Source organism: Brevibacillus aydinogluensis (assembly GCF_961514395.1).
Classification (GTDB): domain Bacteria; phylum Bacillota; class Bacilli; order Brevibacillales; family Brevibacillaceae; genus Brevibacillus; species Brevibacillus aydinogluensis.
The window spans coordinates 2,461,798-2,476,293 of sequence record NZ_OY569118.1 but is presented as its reverse complement, the minus strand read 5'-3'; the positions used below and the strand labels follow the sequence as shown (position 1 = coordinate 2,476,293).

Sequence of the window (14,496 nt, the reverse complement as noted above, 5' to 3'; positions counted from 1 at the left end):
GCTGGGAGGTTTTCGATGAAAAGAGGAATAGACTATTCTTTCCGTTTGATCGAGCACAATCGTTTGCACCCGGAACATGTGACTGCGTGGTATCACGAAAACAGCAAGCTGTTTCCCTCTGTATATTGGGCAAAAGAGGAAGCGAGAAAAGAACTGCTGTCGATTCTGCATGAACGATATCATGTGGAACACTCGTATAAAGATTATGGAATCGCAGAAGAATTGGACATAAACGAACGAGAGGAGCTTCCTTCCTCCATACGCTCCTTGAAAGACTTGGCGCCGCACGCTGCCGGGCTGAATGCCGTGGAACTCTATGCTGTGACAAGCAGTCATGGCGTCAATACCTTCTATTATTTTGATTTCCGCCGGTCAAAGCTGGTCCCGCTGCGCACTAGTTCCGATTCGTTTCTGCGTGACGCGCTGATCCATTCCGCTGAGGGGGAAGCGGATTCGGCCATCATCGTGACGGCCAATCTCGATCGAGGGATGCTGCTGCACGGAGAACGCGGTTATCGTGCGGTGCTGCTGCAGACTGGCAGAATGGTTGAAAAAATCACGACCCGGTGGGAGCGTGACCATATCCCGCATAAGGTGCATGTGGAATTTTTTGATGATCGCCTTCATGAGCGAATGGGGATCGACGGCTTTTACGAAGCGGCTTTTGCCGTGTTAACGGTGTTCAAACAGGGGGTAGACGCTTGAATGTTCAGGAGCGGCCTGTCAACGACAATCTCCGGTTGGTAAACGTTGAGACAGGTAAATTTTTGACGTCAGCCTATTACGTTCTGTTTCGTGTCCCGCCTGACTGGCCGCTATGGTTTTGGAGCGGCCTGATGGACAGCCTGGTCGCGATTCACCGTATACAGCATCCGGACAGTCGCAGGTGGGAACGGCCGGAGATTGTTGAGCACAGGTTTCAAGAGGCGAGTTATGTTGGGCTCAAGATGGAATCGCTGTCGAGCGGCGAACCATTTGGTACAGATGACAGCTCTGTCCAATTCCTCCTGTCCGTCGTCTGTGCGCCGCTGATTAACCAGGAAGCGTACGAGAAATGGATGTCCGCAGCCCCCCGCAAGATCGCACGCAGAAGGATTCACGTCACGAGCGCAATCGACCCTGTCACCTCATCTTTGCTGCGTTTTCTGGACGCGGACGGCGACAAATGGGGAGACGAACTGTTGGATTGTTCCTTCATCGCACAGCAGTACGACCATCTTGTTCGGGAGGCTCCCGCTATCTGTTATGCAATTGGAACAGGCGATCCCGCCCAAAATTGGAGAGTGCTGCAGAGTTGGTGTGGAGAGCGTTCGCGGCTGTGGACTGCTGACGTTAAACAGGAAAGGACGGGAGTTGATCCGCGTGTTCCCGATCCCGTCTCCGGGACAGATGCCGGCGATTCCCATCTGATTGTCTTGCCATACCGGCTGACAGCGAAGACCCCCTCTTTGCCAGCGCGCATCAGCCTCCAGGTTGCCAATGCCCTGTTGGGCGGATGCTTCCACTCCAAGTTGATTTCCCGCATACGCAGAGAACTGGGGTTGGCTTACTTCGCGTTCTCCGTGTGGGATCAAACGACGGGAACAATCGTGATGGTGGCAGGGGCGGAGCCTGATAATCGCGATCAGGTGCGCGAAGAGATGGTGGGACAGCTCCACGCCCTGCAGCGAGGTGATTTTACCGATCGCGACCTGCAGGTGACCAAGCGGTTTCTGATCAGTGATGCGTGGTACACCATGGATGATTGTGATTCCATCGTCAGCTGTCATCTTGCTCATGTCGAGACAGGGGAACCATTCGAACCTGCATCCAGGGTTGCGCTTATTCAAGACGTGACCAAGCAGGATGTAATGGAGGCTGTGTCTTTCCTGGAACCTGTTCTGATGGAGGAGTAATATGAAGGCAATTCGAAATGGTTCCGATTGGCAATGTGTGGAGTGCCACAACGGGATGACCGTTCTGTTTATCGAAAAACCGCAATACTACTCCGCACACGTTCGGCTCGTGGTGAAGTACGGTTCGCTTCACCACCGGTTTTTTGACCCGATTTCATCCGCCACAGTGGTTCAACCCGAAGGTGTGGCGCATTTTCTTGAGCACGCCCTTTTTCCCAGTGAGGGCAATGACGCGTACGTTCAACTGGCTGAATACGGAGCCGATTTGCAGGCTTCCACCTATATTGACCGAACGGCCTTCTATTCCACCACCGTTGGAAACGTCATGGACACGGTGGGCTTTTTGCTGGAGTTGGCATTTCATTCGAACATCACGGAAGACAGGATTCAGCTGGAAAAACAAGTCATTCAAAATGAAATGTTGATGTCTCAAGCAGATCCGGCTGAAGTGGCGAGACAAAACATGTTGAATGCCTTGTACTGGAACCATCCTGTCAAAAAGGACGTCAAAGGGACAGAGGAGTCTCTGTCGCAAATCACGCTCGACCATGTGCGAACGGCCCATTCCCTGTTTTACGTACCGCACAATTGTCTGCTTCTGGTCGCGGGGAATGTTCACATACACGATCTGGTGGAACGAGCAGAGCAAATGGTTTCCCGAAAGCCATTCGCCGCCACGGCAGATCTGCCTGAGTGGCGAGAACCGCCTAACGCCGTGCAGGACTTCTCGCTTGCGGAAATGGGCTTGAATCAGGCGTACGTGCACGTCGGATACAAGCATGTCCATGCCGGTCTGACAGCAACCGCTCTGTTTCAGGAGGAGTTGGTCATTCGCATTTGCGCCGTGATGCTGGAACATGAATTGTACAATTTGCTCAACGAGAAGGAATTGACCGGTGATGATGGATCGGCTGACGCCATTAGGGTGAACTACTGCCGGGCAGCCGATGCCGGATATCTGGAGATCACTGCTCAGACCGATTCGTGGGAATGGTTTCGTGAAGCTGTCATGCAGGCGGCAGAGCGGGTGAGAAATGCCCCATGGTCGGAATCGCTTGCGGATGACTGGAAAAAATTGTGGCTGCTGCGCTGCCAAAAAGAAGCAAATGACCTGAGCGTCTTGACGTATTATCTGGAAAAATGGTGGACAACGCTGGAGGGGTTTGATTTGGACCGCACCTTGAGGAACATTTCCGCACGACATCTCCGCGATGCGATCGAGCGCTTGCTAGTTCCGGAAAACATGGCAGTGAGCGTTGTTTGTTGACCATGTTCAACATTCACCCAAATGAATGACGTCCCCGCTTGGAGTTACCGTTCAACACCCGGATGGATTGTGAGGAGAAAACATGAATGATCAGAAATATTCCATTGAACTCCTGAACCTGAAAAAACGATATGGAGATTTCGAAGCCGTTCACGATCTCACGCTGCACGTGAAAAAGGGAAGCATTTTTGCATTCCTGGGAAATAACGGTGCCGGGAAAACCACGACGATTAAAATGATGACCGGACAGCTGAGGCCGACGGGGGGAAAGGTGCATATCCTGGGCCAGGATATCTGGGAAGATCGCAAAGCGCGAAAACAGGTCGGGTATGTTCCTGACACCCCTCTGCTGCACGAAGGGCTGACGGCTCGTGAAATGCTGTGGTTCGTTGGCGGATTGTACGGGATTCCGCTTGAGACTGCCAGGCAGCGGGCTGATCAATTGCTGGGACAAATGGGGTTGTCGGAGCGAGCCGATGATTTGATTCGCGACTTTTCGTTGGGGATGAAACGGAAAATGGCGATTGCAGCCGCCTTGATCCACAAACCGGAAGTCTTGTTGCTGGACGAGGTCACCAACGGTCTGGACCCCAGAGCGAGCCGGGAAGTGAAGGAACTGATCAAGGAAGTTGCTCGCGAAGGATGTACCGTTTTCTTGACAACACACATCCTGGATATCGTGGAAGAATTGGCGGACACCATCGCGATTTTGCATAAAGGGCAATTGAAAATCCAGGGGACATTGGAGGAGCTGAGGTCTGTCGTCGAGATGCCCAACGCCACCCTTGAGCAAATCTTTTTGTCGTTGACCGGGGAAGAGGGACAAGGAGGGAGTCAGGCATGTCAGACCAGTTGAAATCCATCTGTTTGCTCTACCTGAAACCCCGTTGGAATACCGGTTTCCGCCACAGTCGTCTGAAACCTGCGCTGTGGATGCGGTTGAGCGAAGTGCTCGTTGCGTTTCTGCTGGTCGACCGTGTGGCTCATCTGCTGGTTAACTTTGATCTAACCGCCCTGCTGTATCTGGCAGCTGTTGAGGCCATGCTGGTAGGAAGTTTGCGCCTGTTTTTTGACGTCTCGTCCCAAATGTACCAGCATCGGCTCATGCCTCTCATCGTCGCCTCGGGAGCCCCGCCTTTTCTCCACCTGACCGGCATGTGGCTTGCTTCCCTGCCGATGATGGGATGGTCCGCCCTGATTTTCTCCTATGCGTTGACGGGGAATTTTCAGGGGCTCGATCGCATAACCGCCATGGCGGCCGTTTTTGCGGTGTCGTTTGCGGCCAACGCCCTCTGGGAGCTGTTGGGCCGTTTGTATCTGGCCGTCTTTGTGTACCTTCAGCCGCGGCTCGTGAAGATGCTGTTTGGCTTGTCCATTGTAGGCTTTATCGCCGTAATTGCAGGGGTGGCTTACCTGCTGGTGCGGATGCCGATGTTCGCGTCGGCTGATGTTGCAGCACTGGAGCGGTATACGTTGTACGCGATGGGCATCCTCGGCATCCCCGGACTGGTATTGGCGCTGATGCCTCGCAGGGTAGGGACGTGGTATGTAGACGGGTGGCTTCGCATGCAGGAGACCGGACACACGGTACGGTCCACCAAGTCCGGTTTTGTTCGCATCGTTCCCGGAATTCCCGGAACAATTCAGGCGAAGGATGTGGCCGTCATCTGGCGGAATCCGATCACCAAAATCCGCTTGATCGTATGGGGAGTGTTATTGCTTGGCCTTGCCTGGTTGATCAGCAGTCATACAAATGACGGTCAATTCGCGTTCTGGGGCGTGTCGGTTGCCGCCAGCTCGCTGATTCCCTTCATCTCCGTATTCCTTTCCGCTCTGGTCTTTGGTGAGATTGCCGTCACGCTGTATACAGCTGAACGGGAATGCGTGTATCTGTATCAGGTGGCTGGCATTTCCTACACCTCGCTGGTGGCTGGCAAAGCAGCCAGTGCATCGCTCCTGATCACCTTGCCGGCGTTCATCGGCAGTCTCCTGTTGGGCGTTTGCACGAAACAGCCGGGCTGGGCAATTGCTGCCGGGCTGGGCAATACTTTGCTGATCTCCACGCTTACCGTTTTGCTTAAGGTAGGCATTCTCACCTTCGACAAGAGCGGCCTGAAAAAACAGGTCATGGAAGAGCAGTCCGGTCAACAGGTGATGCTGGAACAGGTTCCCCGCTCGCTCCTGTCGGCGGTGGCCTTTTGGGGGGCACTGTTTTATATCGGGGCCTTCTGGAAAGTATGGACGGATATGTGGCTGGAACCCGCGCTCATTTGGGCCGTGTTTGCAGCTCCGCCGTTGATCCTGTTGGTATTGGGCAGAAAGAGAGGGTTCGTTCAATGATTGTGGATCAAGAGGGATGGGTCGAGGTAAACGGCAAGAAGATCAGGGTGGAAGAATTAATCCGCGCCTGGAAAGATCCCGACTACCGCGAGCAATTGTCTCACCTCCTCGGACGAGTTCCGCACCCCTCCGGGTATCCGTTGGATGAACTCAGTGAGGAGATTCTGGATCAGGAATAGAAGAGGGGTGAATCGATGAAAACAAAATGGCTGGCAGCATCCTACCCGGGGGATTTTTCTGTTGTCGGGCAATCAAATGTTGATACGGTGGGTGACTTCGACCGGGGATGGGAGGACATTCTGGAAACCATTGCTAATCGACCCGAGTTCCATTCCGCCGTATCGCTGACGCCTCTTCCCGGAAACGAGGACGCAAGCCTTCCGTTTCTTTCGTTTGTGGAACCTTTTTTGCATTTTGCGCGCGAACGATGGACGGAAGCAATCCCCGAACTGGGGTTTGGACCAGAAACAGTGGAAGTGGATCAGCTGTCATTGGTAAACAGCTTGCTGGTCGCCTTGGGAGAACAACTGCATGACATTGCGTCGAGAGCATTGGCCATGGAGCTGCATATCGCTGATTTGACCAACGAACTAACGGGGCAGACCGCCTCCGAGCGGCTCCATTCATTTGCGGAAAGCAAGCTGCGTGATCCGAAATTTTTCCGGGCGACGTTGGAGGAGTATCCGGTATTGGGGAGACTGTTGGCGACGCGTACGCTGTACTGGATTCAGTTTTCGCTGGAAGCCCTGAGCCACTTCGTCCAGCATTTCCCTAACATCCAGGCACTGATGGACGGGACGTTTGGCAAGCTGGCGGAGGTGCGCGGGGGAGTATCCGACCCCCATAACCGCGGCAGAAGCGTACTGTTTTTTGTGTCGAACAGCGATCAAATCGTCGTCTACAAACCGCGGTCAATGGCTGTGGATGTATGTGTTCAATCCCTGTTGGCATACTTGAACGACCAAGGATTCCCCTGCCCGTTTTACGTCCAACGCGTTCTGGATTGTGAAGTGTGCGGCTGGGTGCCGTATGTTGAACCGAAGGAATGCCAGTCTGTGGAGGAAGTGCAGCGATTTTTCTTCAGACAGGGGGCCTATTTGGCCATCTGGCATCTGTTGGACGGAAATGATTTTCATGCGGAAAATGTGATCGCGCACGGGGAACATCCCCTTTATATCGATGTGGAGACGCTGTTCCAAACGCCGTTTTTCCAATTTGACAGCGGTACGGCCGAAGGAATCGCCAGCCAGTATCTGTTCGATTCCCCCCTGCGGACAGGACTGCTGCCCGTCTTGGCTTATCCGTCCGAGGGGCAGCCGGGGGTGGAATTCAGCGGTCTGGGCGGCGATGAGTCGGAAGTCACGTATTCAGTGGAATGGCTGGATACGGAAGGGGACGATCTTCCCGTATTCAGGCGCTCTTCCTTCCCCTTGCCTCCGTTTGACAATTTGCCCATGTTGGACGGCAAGAGGATGAAGGCCGTCGACTTTCTGTCGTTTATTGAAAAGGGATTTGAATGGATATACCGCTTCTTCGCTGAACGCAAACAGGAGTTGACGGCTCAAGGGGGAATATTGGACCGGTTCCGCCGCGTTCGCATTCGCTATGTGATCCGTTCCACCCAACACTATTACAATTTTCTGCAGGCGGGGAATCACCCTGACTACCTGAAAAGCGGACGGGACCGCGAAAAGCTGCTGGATCGACTGTACCTCGGGACAAAGCGATATCCGCTGCGAAAGCAATTTGTTCCGCATGAAAAACGGGACCTGCTGTACGGAGACATCCCTTTGTTCACGACCCAACCGGACTCCAGGGACGTCCGGGACGCGCAAGGCAGATGCGTGGTCACCATGTCGCAAGCAAGCGGGTGGGATCGCGTGATGCGCCGCTTGGATCTGCTGGGGGAAGACGATCTGGCAAAATCCCTTGCCATCATCCGGAAGACGATCCTTTCCACCAAACGTGAGCGCATGGACGTGCAGGGGGGAGGTGGAGACAGCCGGCCGACAGCGGTCGAAGTGAGCGGGGGGGACGTGCTCGGGTGTTTGCGGGGAATTGCCAACCACCTGGTTGATCAGGCTTTTTGGAATCCGCTTCGTACGGAAGCCACCTGGATTGGCTTTCAGTGCAACCGGTTCGGTCAGTGGAGTTACGATGTGCTTGATGGGTCCCTCTCCGACGGATTGGTCGGTCTGTCGCTGTTGTTGGTGGGTACAGGGACGATGTTGAAGGAAGGGAGCTATATCGACACAGGCCTGGCTGCGTTTCACACGCTCCTGGGCAGCAAGCGTCCCATCCGCCGGGCAGATGTCCTGTATGGAAGCGTGATGCTGCACCGTTTTCTCGGAGACGTTCGCTATGCGGAATGGGCGAGAGAGCAGGCAGGGTTGCTGATACGCGAGGTGCGGGAAAACCGTTTGGAGAACGTTGTGTCCTTGTTTGAAGCGGCGAAGGCATCTGTGTGTTATTGGGAAGCGGATCAAACGGAGGCGGCGCGTACGGCGGTGTACGAAATCGCCGCGCGCTTGTATCAAAAACTGCAGCAGGACAGCCAGGGCAAGGAATGGGTTCTCCCGTTGGTCAAACGTCTGGAACGACTGGGAGTGGCATCTGCGGGCGCGTTGAATTTCGAGCGTCCGTCCCTGCACAACCTTTCCCAGTGGGAGCGTCTCCATGTACTTGCAGATTGCCTTGGCTTGGGCGGAGAGCCAGGCGCCTGCTTCAAATCCATAGAAGGAGAAATTGCAGAAGGAGAATTTCAACAGCTTGCTCAGCAAACCTTGCCCAATGATGGATATGCGAGCGGAACGGCCGGAGCGGTAGAAGTGCTTCTCCTCGGCGGACAGTGTTTCAATGACCCCGATTGCATCCGCCAGGCAGCAAAACTTGCTCAAAAGTTGGCCGCTCGAACAGGCTGGACGTTTGATTCTCCGTCCTCATCCGATACACCCGGCTTATACCGGGGGGTGTCGGGAATCGCATACGCACTGTTGCGTTCATCATTCCCGGAAAAGGTTCCTCCTTTTGCCCTTTACATGTAGGTCATGGAGAAAATGCTTCCTCGATGCTGGTTGATGGGGGGGCGGATAACAGTTCCTGTCATGATGGAGTGCAAACGGGCGGAAATCACCAATCGGTGCGTGGATATATGAAGAAAATTATGAAGAAATTATGAAGAAGTAATGTTTGGTAAATATATGCTGGACTAGAAAATATTGAGAATGATAGAATTTGAAGAGGAAAAAAAGACTCTGGTTCATAGGATGGAGTTGAGACCAAAGGGGTAATGAGGCATGTATGTGGACATGTATTTTACAGCGATCGTCGCTCATCAGGACCCAGAGACATGTGAATTCCTCTCCAATTTATTGACAGAAAGGATGTGGGGAGTTACCGGGATCGCGACAACAGGACAGGAGGCGATTGATGCAGTATTTCGGAACAAAGCGGATATCGTGTTTCTCGATCCTGAATTGCGTGATCAAAAAGGGACCTATGTGGCCCAACAACTTGCTACGTTGTTTCCGCATACGGAATCAGTTCTGGTGCTGGCCGATTCCACCCACCCATCTTGGGCGTTTGAAATTGATGCGGTCGATTACATCGTAAAGCCCTTTGAACGGGAGAGGCTGCACAAGAGCCTCTACAAGATTGAGTGCTATCTCTTCGGGAAAAGGGCGGACCCTCGTTTTGTAAGCAGTTTTATCGGCATCCGCAACAACAATGAGATTGAGTTTATTGATCAGCGCGACATCGTCTTGATTTCATCCGAAAAACGGGTAACCAAAATCTACCTTCACTCCCCTGAACGCCGCAGAGTAATAAAAGTTTCCGAAAGCTTGTGTTCATTTGAAAAACGCTTGCATGCGACAAGCTTTTTTCGGACTCACCGCAGTTATCTGATCAATTTGCGATATCTTCACAAAATTTATCCATCAGGCCAAACGTATATCGCCACCTTTAAAGGTTTGCAGGAGATTGCATACGTAAGCAAAAACAAAATCGGAACGTTGTACAAAATGGTCAACATTGGCTAAAATGGCCATCTTTGGATTAAATAAAGTCCGGATGCTGAGAAACCCCCGGACAAACCGATGCAGCGTTAGCCCTTCTCGCAGAGGAGGGTATTATTGTGTTTTCAGGCTTGTTTTCGCGGGACAAAGAGAGACGGCACCAAGCCGACTGTTTGGAGAGCCATGAGATGACAGCATGACCGGGAAAGTATCAAGTGAATTATGGGGTAATCCCATAAAACATAGTGGTTGACTTGGATATATAGCCATCGTATACTATTTTCAAATTTACGTGACACAGGTTGTGAGCATCCTCACAAACCCGTGATTACGTGCAATAATAAATCATAGTATACAAATAGGTATAGTATGAATATGGAGGGAGACAACATGAAAAACATGCTGGGTGTACTGGCTTCCGGTCTGCTCGTTCTGGCATTGGCCGCATGCGGCGGGAATACGGGCGGCGCGCTGGATGAGAAGAAAATCGTCGTGGGGGTGACGTCCGGCCTGCACGAACAGATTATGGAAAAAGTGAAGGGAGTGGCGGCCAAAGACGGCGTGGAAGTGGAAATCAAGGCGTTTTCTGATTTTCAAATGCCCAATGTTGCCCTGGTGGAAGGGGAGATTGATGCCAACAGCTATCAAACCATCCCCTTTCTCGAAAGCTACAAGCGAGAGCGCAACGCAGAGCTGACCGCTGTGGGCGAAACCGTGCTCAATCCGATGGGCATGTATTCCAAAAAAGTGAAAGACATTTCCGAAATCAAGGAAGGTGATAAAATCGGCCTGCCGAACGACCCGACGAACTGTGACCGGGCACTGCATCTGTTCCAAGGCGCAGGGCTGATCAAGCTCAAGGATGGCATCGAAGGGGAAGCGACTGTGCTGGACATCGCAGACAATCCCCGCAAGCTGGAGTTCGTCGAGCTGGACGCCGCGCAAATCGCGAAGCAGTTGGACGACCTGACTGCCGCAGCCATCAATACCAGCTATGCGCTGAAGAACAATCTCAATCCGGGGCGGGATGCCATCTTCCTTGAGCAGAAAGAGTCCAAGCATCATAACGTCATTGTGGTCCGGACGGAAAACAAGGATGATCCCGTGGTGCAAAAACTGGTGAAAGCGTACCGTTCCGACGAGGTAAAAGCATTCGTCGAAGAGACGTTCCAGGGATCGGTTATTCCGTTGTGGTAACATCCCGGGCAGCCCGTGAAGCTTCATTTCGGTGAGGCTTCCTTTCTGGCATCGGGTGGTGCTGCGCGGCACCGACGGGGATGGTTTTTTGTCGGGGAGGGAGGTACAGTGCAAGCGTGATCAAGCTGACAAACGTGTCCAAACACTTTCATACGAGAACAGGCATCGTTCGGGCGCTTACCAATGTCTCGCTCGAAGTGCAAAAAGGGGAAATCTTCGGAGTCATCGGGTACAGCGGGGCAGGCAAAAGCACGTTGATCCGATGTGTCAATCTGCTGGAGACCCCGACGTCCGGGACGGTTGAAATCAATGGCACGGATGTCACCCGTCTGCCCAAACACGAGCTCCTGGCGATCAGGCGAAAGATCGGGATGATTTTTCAAGGGTTTCACCTGCTGAAGACAGCCACGGTCTACGACAACATCGCCATCCCGCTTCGCCTGATGGATGTCAGTCAACAGGAGATCGACAAGCGTGTCGGCAAGTATCTGCGCATCGTCGGTTTGGAAGACAAGCACGACGCCTACCCCAGCCAACTGTCCGGGGGACAAAAGCAGCGGGTGGCGATTGCCCGCGCGTTGGCGCAGGAGCCGGAACTGCTGCTCAGCGATGAGGCGACCAGCGCATTGGACCCGGAAACCACGGAGTCGATTCTGGAACTTCTCCTCACGATCAACCAGGAACTGGGGATCACGATTCTCCTGATTACCCATGAGATGAACGTAATCCAGAAGATTTGCGACCGTGTGGCGGTGATGGAAAAGGGGGAAGTGATTGAACAGGGGAGAACGGTGGACATCTTCGCCAATGCCAGACACAGCACCACCAAACGGTTTGTCAACGGGACCTACCACCGGGAACTGCCCCCGTCCCTGCTCAGGGAACTGCGGGAGAATGGGCCTGTGGTCAGGCTCTCCTTTGTGGGGGAAAGCACCGGGAAGCCGGTGCTGGCAGCGGTCAGCAGGCAGTTTGACGTTTCTCCCAATATCCTGGCGGGAGGAATCATCCAGTTGAAGCAGGAGAAGATCGGGTCGCTGGTGGTCCATCTGCAGGGAGAGGGCGAGGAGACGAAGAAGGCGATTGCCTTTCTGGAGCAACAAGGCGTATACGTGGAGGAGATGGAGAGGGGCCATGTCTGATCTGCAAACATTTGTCCAGGAACGCCTACCATTATCGGGGAGTCCGTCGTGCAAACCTTTCAAATGGTGTCCATATCCCTGCTGTTCTCCGTATTGATCGGCCTGCCCCTGGGCGTGCTGCTGATCCTCACCCGAACGGGCAACGCGTGGGAGAATCGGTTTGTCTATCAGCTCCTGAACCTCGTGATCAACGTCATCCGGTCGATCCCCTTTATCATCCTGTTGTTCTTCATCCTGCCGTTTACCAAGTTGGTGGTGGGAACAACGATTGGGGTAAAAGGGGCGATTGTCCCGTTGATCGTGCATTCCGCCCCGTCCATCGCCCGTCTGATGGAAAGCGCCTTGCTGGAAGTGGACAGCGGCGTGGTCGAAGCGTACAAGTCGATGGGCATCCGGACGCGTGACATCATTTGGCATGTGCTGCTTCGGGAAGCGCGTCCCTCCATTGTATTGGGCCTGACCATCGCGGTGATCAGCCTGGTCGGCGCGACCGCCATGGCGGGTCTGGTCGGCGCCGGGGGGCTGGGTGATCTGGCGTACCGCTTCGGGCATCTGCGTTACGAAGTGGATGTCATGTACGTCACTGTGTTCATCCTGATCCTCCTCGTACAGGGCTTGCAGACCATCGGCAACCGGATGGCGGCGAAATACAAAAAAGACTGACAGCACATGCGAAAGGAGCGAGCGATGTGGGAGAACAGCATCTGTTTGTGGAAAAGGAAGGGGCCGTTGCGACGATTGTGCTGAATCGGCCGGAAAGGCGGAATGCCCTCAATCTGGAGATGTGGGGCACCTTGTCCACGCTGCTGCTGCAGTTAGAGAATGACCAGGAGACGAAAGTGGTGGTCATTCGCGGGGGGGATGACACCGCCTTTTCTGCGGGAGCGGATATCAGCGAGTTTATCTCCAATCGGTTTTCCCCGGAACAGGCGAAACGCTACAACGACCAGTCCATGGGGGCGGTGGACCGGCTGCACCGCTTTCCCAAGCCGACCATTGCCATGATTCAAAAGTACGCAGTTGGCGGCGGGCTGGATATTGCGCTCTCGTGCGATTTTCGCTTCAGCTCGGACGACGGCGTCTTTGCCATTACACCGGCCAAGCTGGGGATTGTGTACAATTTGACCAGCACCAAGCGCCTGGTGGATCTCGTCGGTCCCTCCAGGGCAAAGGAGATCCTCTACACGGCCAATGCACTTAATGCCCACGAAGCCCGCCGGATCGGCCTGGTTGATCGCATTTATTCGCAGGATGAGATCGTCGAGCAGACCTACGCATTTGCCCGCCTGCTGGCGGAGCGCTCCCAAGTGTCCATACACGGGACCAAAAAAATGGTGCAGGCGATTCTCGACGGTCATATCGAGGAAAGTCCGGAGTTGGCGCAGATGGTGCTGGAATCGTTTCACTCGGAGGATTACCGCGAAGGCGTACAGGCGTTTTTGCAGAAAAGACAACCGCGATTTTCGTAAAGGGAAAGGAAGCGAACCATGGTGGAAGCAGAAAAACGAACGGCAACCGCACAGTTTACCAAAATCGACAAGGACACGCAGGCACTGCCCATCTCGAGTGAGGATTGGGAACAGCGGGCACGAGCTATACTGCCTGACGGACCGTTCGATTACATCTGCGGCGGATCGGGAGCGGAGGAGACGCTTGCGGCCAACCGCACTGCGTTTCAGCGGTGGGCCATCGTGCCGAGAATGCTCCGAGACGTGTCCGACCGCACGCTGAGCATCACGCTCTTTGGTCAGCAATTGGACACGCCCATACTGTTGGCTCCGATCGGCATGCAGGGCATCGCCCATCCGGAGGGAGAGCTTGCGACTGCACGGGCGGCGGCTGCCTATAATGTACCGTTTATCGCCAGCACCGTATCCACCTATTCGTTGGAGCAGATCGCCGAGACCATGGGGGATGCGCCCCGCTGGTTCCAGCTCTACTGGTCCAATGACCGGGAGGTGTCCGCCAGCATGGTGCGGCGGGCGGAAGCGGCCGGGTACGGTGCGATTGTGCTGACCGTCGACACGATCATGCTTGGATGGAAGCGGCGTGATTTCCGAAACGGGTATTCGCCGCTCAAGGAAGGCAAAGGACTGGCTAACTACATCAACGACCCGGTTTTCTGTTCCCGGCTGCCGGTCGTCAACGAAGAGGCCGCCGTGCAGGAAATTCTTCGCAATATCTATCACCCGGCATTAAGCTGGGAGGACATTGGCTTTTTGCGGCAGCAGACCCGTCTGCCGATTTTGTTCAAAGGCATTCTGCATCCCGAAGATGCGAAGCTCGCCGTCGAGCATGGAGTCGACGGCCTGATCGTCTCCAATCACGGGGGACGGCAGTTGGACGGAGCCATCTCCAGTCTCGATGCACTGCCGTCCGTTGCGGAAGCGGTGGGGGGACGTATCCCTCTCCTGCTGGACAGCGGAATTCGCACGGGAGCGGATATCATCAAGGCGCTTGCGCTGGGAGCGAATGCCGTCCTGATTGGACGTCCGTTCCTGTACGGCCTGGCTGTTGCGGGGGAAAAAGGAGTAGCGCGCGTCATCGATACGCTGATCAGCGAGTTGGATGTGTCACTGGCCCTGTCCGGCAGCAAATCTGTCAGCGACCTGAATCGCGGCATTCTCACTCGGCTGTAAAAC

At 54.3% G+C, this 14,496-nt stretch carries 13 protein-coding genes; all 13 read left to right on the top strand.

Features of this window, described 5'->3' with window-relative positions:
• Positions 1-15 precede the first annotated feature (15 nt).
• Positions 16-705 carry a nitroreductase family protein gene (locus Q7F15_RS12220; RefSeq protein ID WP_304414425.1) on the top strand — a complete coding sequence of 230 codons (690 nt, stop codon included), beginning with the start codon at positions 16-18 and terminating at the stop codon, positions 703-705.
• Positions 702-1,895 carry an insulinase family protein gene (locus Q7F15_RS12215; protein ID WP_304414424.1) on the top strand — a complete coding sequence of 398 codons (1,194 nt, stop codon included), beginning with the start codon at positions 702-704 and terminating at the stop codon, positions 1,893-1,895. The genes Q7F15_RS12220 and Q7F15_RS12215 overlap by 4 nt, the downstream gene beginning before the upstream one ends.
• Position 1,896: 1 nt before the next feature.
• Entirely contained in the window at positions 1,897-3,162 is a 1,266-nt protein-coding gene (locus tag Q7F15_RS12210) for a M16 family metallopeptidase (protein ID WP_304414423.1), read from the top strand.
• Between the two features lie 82 nt (positions 3,163-3,244).
• Positions 3,245-4,018: an ABC transporter ATP-binding protein gene (locus tag Q7F15_RS12205; RefSeq protein ID WP_171566540.1), complete on the top strand. Its 774-nt coding sequence runs from the start codon at positions 3,245-3,247 to the stop codon at positions 4,016-4,018.
• Complete coding sequence (locus Q7F15_RS12200; RefSeq protein WP_304414422.1) at positions 4,003-5,502, top strand: hypothetical protein; 1,500 nt, start codon at positions 4,003-4,005, stop codon at positions 5,500-5,502. The genes Q7F15_RS12205 and Q7F15_RS12200 overlap by 16 nt, the downstream gene beginning before the upstream one ends.
• Complete coding sequence (locus tag Q7F15_RS12195) at positions 5,499-5,681, top strand: mersacidin/lichenicidin family type 2 lantibiotic (protein ID WP_304414421.1); 183 nt, start codon at positions 5,499-5,501, stop codon at positions 5,679-5,681. The genes Q7F15_RS12200 and Q7F15_RS12195 overlap by 4 nt, the downstream gene beginning before the upstream one ends.
• Before the next feature lie 15 nt (positions 5,682-5,696).
• Positions 5,697-8,546 carry a type 2 lanthipeptide synthetase LanM gene (gene lanM / locus Q7F15_RS12190; protein ID WP_304414420.1) on the top strand — a complete coding sequence of 950 codons (2,850 nt, stop codon included), beginning with the start codon at positions 5,697-5,699 and terminating at the stop codon, positions 8,544-8,546.
• A gap of 252 nt (positions 8,547-8,798) precedes the next feature.
• A complete protein-coding gene (locus Q7F15_RS12185) occupies positions 8,799-9,542 on the top strand; it encodes a LytR/AlgR family response regulator transcription factor (protein ID WP_171566544.1) in 744 nt (247 codons plus the stop codon).
• A gap of 366 nt (positions 9,543-9,908) precedes the next feature.
• The gene (locus Q7F15_RS12180) at positions 9,909-10,715 is read left to right on the top strand and encodes a MetQ/NlpA family ABC transporter substrate-binding protein (RefSeq protein WP_304414419.1); all 807 of its coding nucleotides are present in this window, start codon (positions 9,909-9,911) and stop codon (positions 10,713-10,715) included.
• A gap of 116 nt (positions 10,716-10,831) precedes the next feature.
• Positions 10,832-11,854, top strand: a complete 1,023-nt coding sequence (locus Q7F15_RS12175) for a methionine ABC transporter ATP-binding protein (protein WP_304414418.1) — start codon at positions 10,832-10,834, stop codon at positions 11,852-11,854.
• 9 nt (positions 11,855-11,863) lie between these two features.
• Positions 11,864-12,517, top strand: a complete 654-nt coding sequence (locus Q7F15_RS12170; protein ID WP_497197336.1) for a methionine ABC transporter permease — start codon at positions 11,864-11,866, stop codon at positions 12,515-12,517.
• Positions 12,518-12,543: 26 nt separating this feature from the next.
• The gene (locus Q7F15_RS12165) at positions 12,544-13,323 is read left to right on the top strand and encodes an enoyl-CoA hydratase/isomerase family protein (protein WP_304414417.1); all 780 of its coding nucleotides are present in this window, start codon (positions 12,544-12,546) and stop codon (positions 13,321-13,323) included.
• A gap of 18 nt (positions 13,324-13,341) precedes the next feature.
• Complete coding sequence (locus Q7F15_RS12160) at positions 13,342-14,493, top strand: alpha-hydroxy-acid oxidizing protein (RefSeq protein ID WP_304414416.1); 1,152 nt, start codon at positions 13,342-13,344, stop codon at positions 14,491-14,493.
• Positions 14,494-14,496: the final 3 nt, after the last annotated feature.

Coding starts and splice junctions, on each gene's coding strand:
- Q7F15_RS12220 (WP_304414425.1), top strand. CDS start 16: ATGAAAAGAGGAATAGACTATTCTTTCCGTTTGATCGAGCACAATCGT.
- Q7F15_RS12210 (WP_304414423.1), top strand. CDS start 1,897: ATGAAGGCAATTCGAAATGGTTCCGATTGGCAATGTGTGGAGTGCCAC.
- Q7F15_RS12205 (WP_171566540.1), top strand. CDS start 3,245: ATGAATGATCAGAAATATTCCATTGAACTCCTGAACCTGAAAAAACGA.
- Q7F15_RS12200 (WP_304414422.1), top strand. CDS start 4,003: ATGTCAGACCAGTTGAAATCCATCTGTTTGCTCTACCTGAAACCCCGT.
- Q7F15_RS12195 (WP_304414421.1), top strand. CDS start 5,499: ATGATTGTGGATCAAGAGGGATGGGTCGAGGTAAACGGCAAGAAGATC.
- lanM (WP_304414420.1), top strand. CDS start 5,697: ATGAAAACAAAATGGCTGGCAGCATCCTACCCGGGGGATTTTTCTGTT.
- Q7F15_RS12185 (WP_171566544.1), top strand. CDS start 8,799: ATGTATGTGGACATGTATTTTACAGCGATCGTCGCTCATCAGGACCCA.
- Q7F15_RS12180 (WP_304414419.1), top strand. CDS start 9,909: ATGAAAAACATGCTGGGTGTACTGGCTTCCGGTCTGCTCGTTCTGGCA.
- Q7F15_RS12160 (WP_304414416.1), top strand. CDS start 13,342: ATGGTGGAAGCAGAAAAACGAACGGCAACCGCACAGTTTACCAAAATC.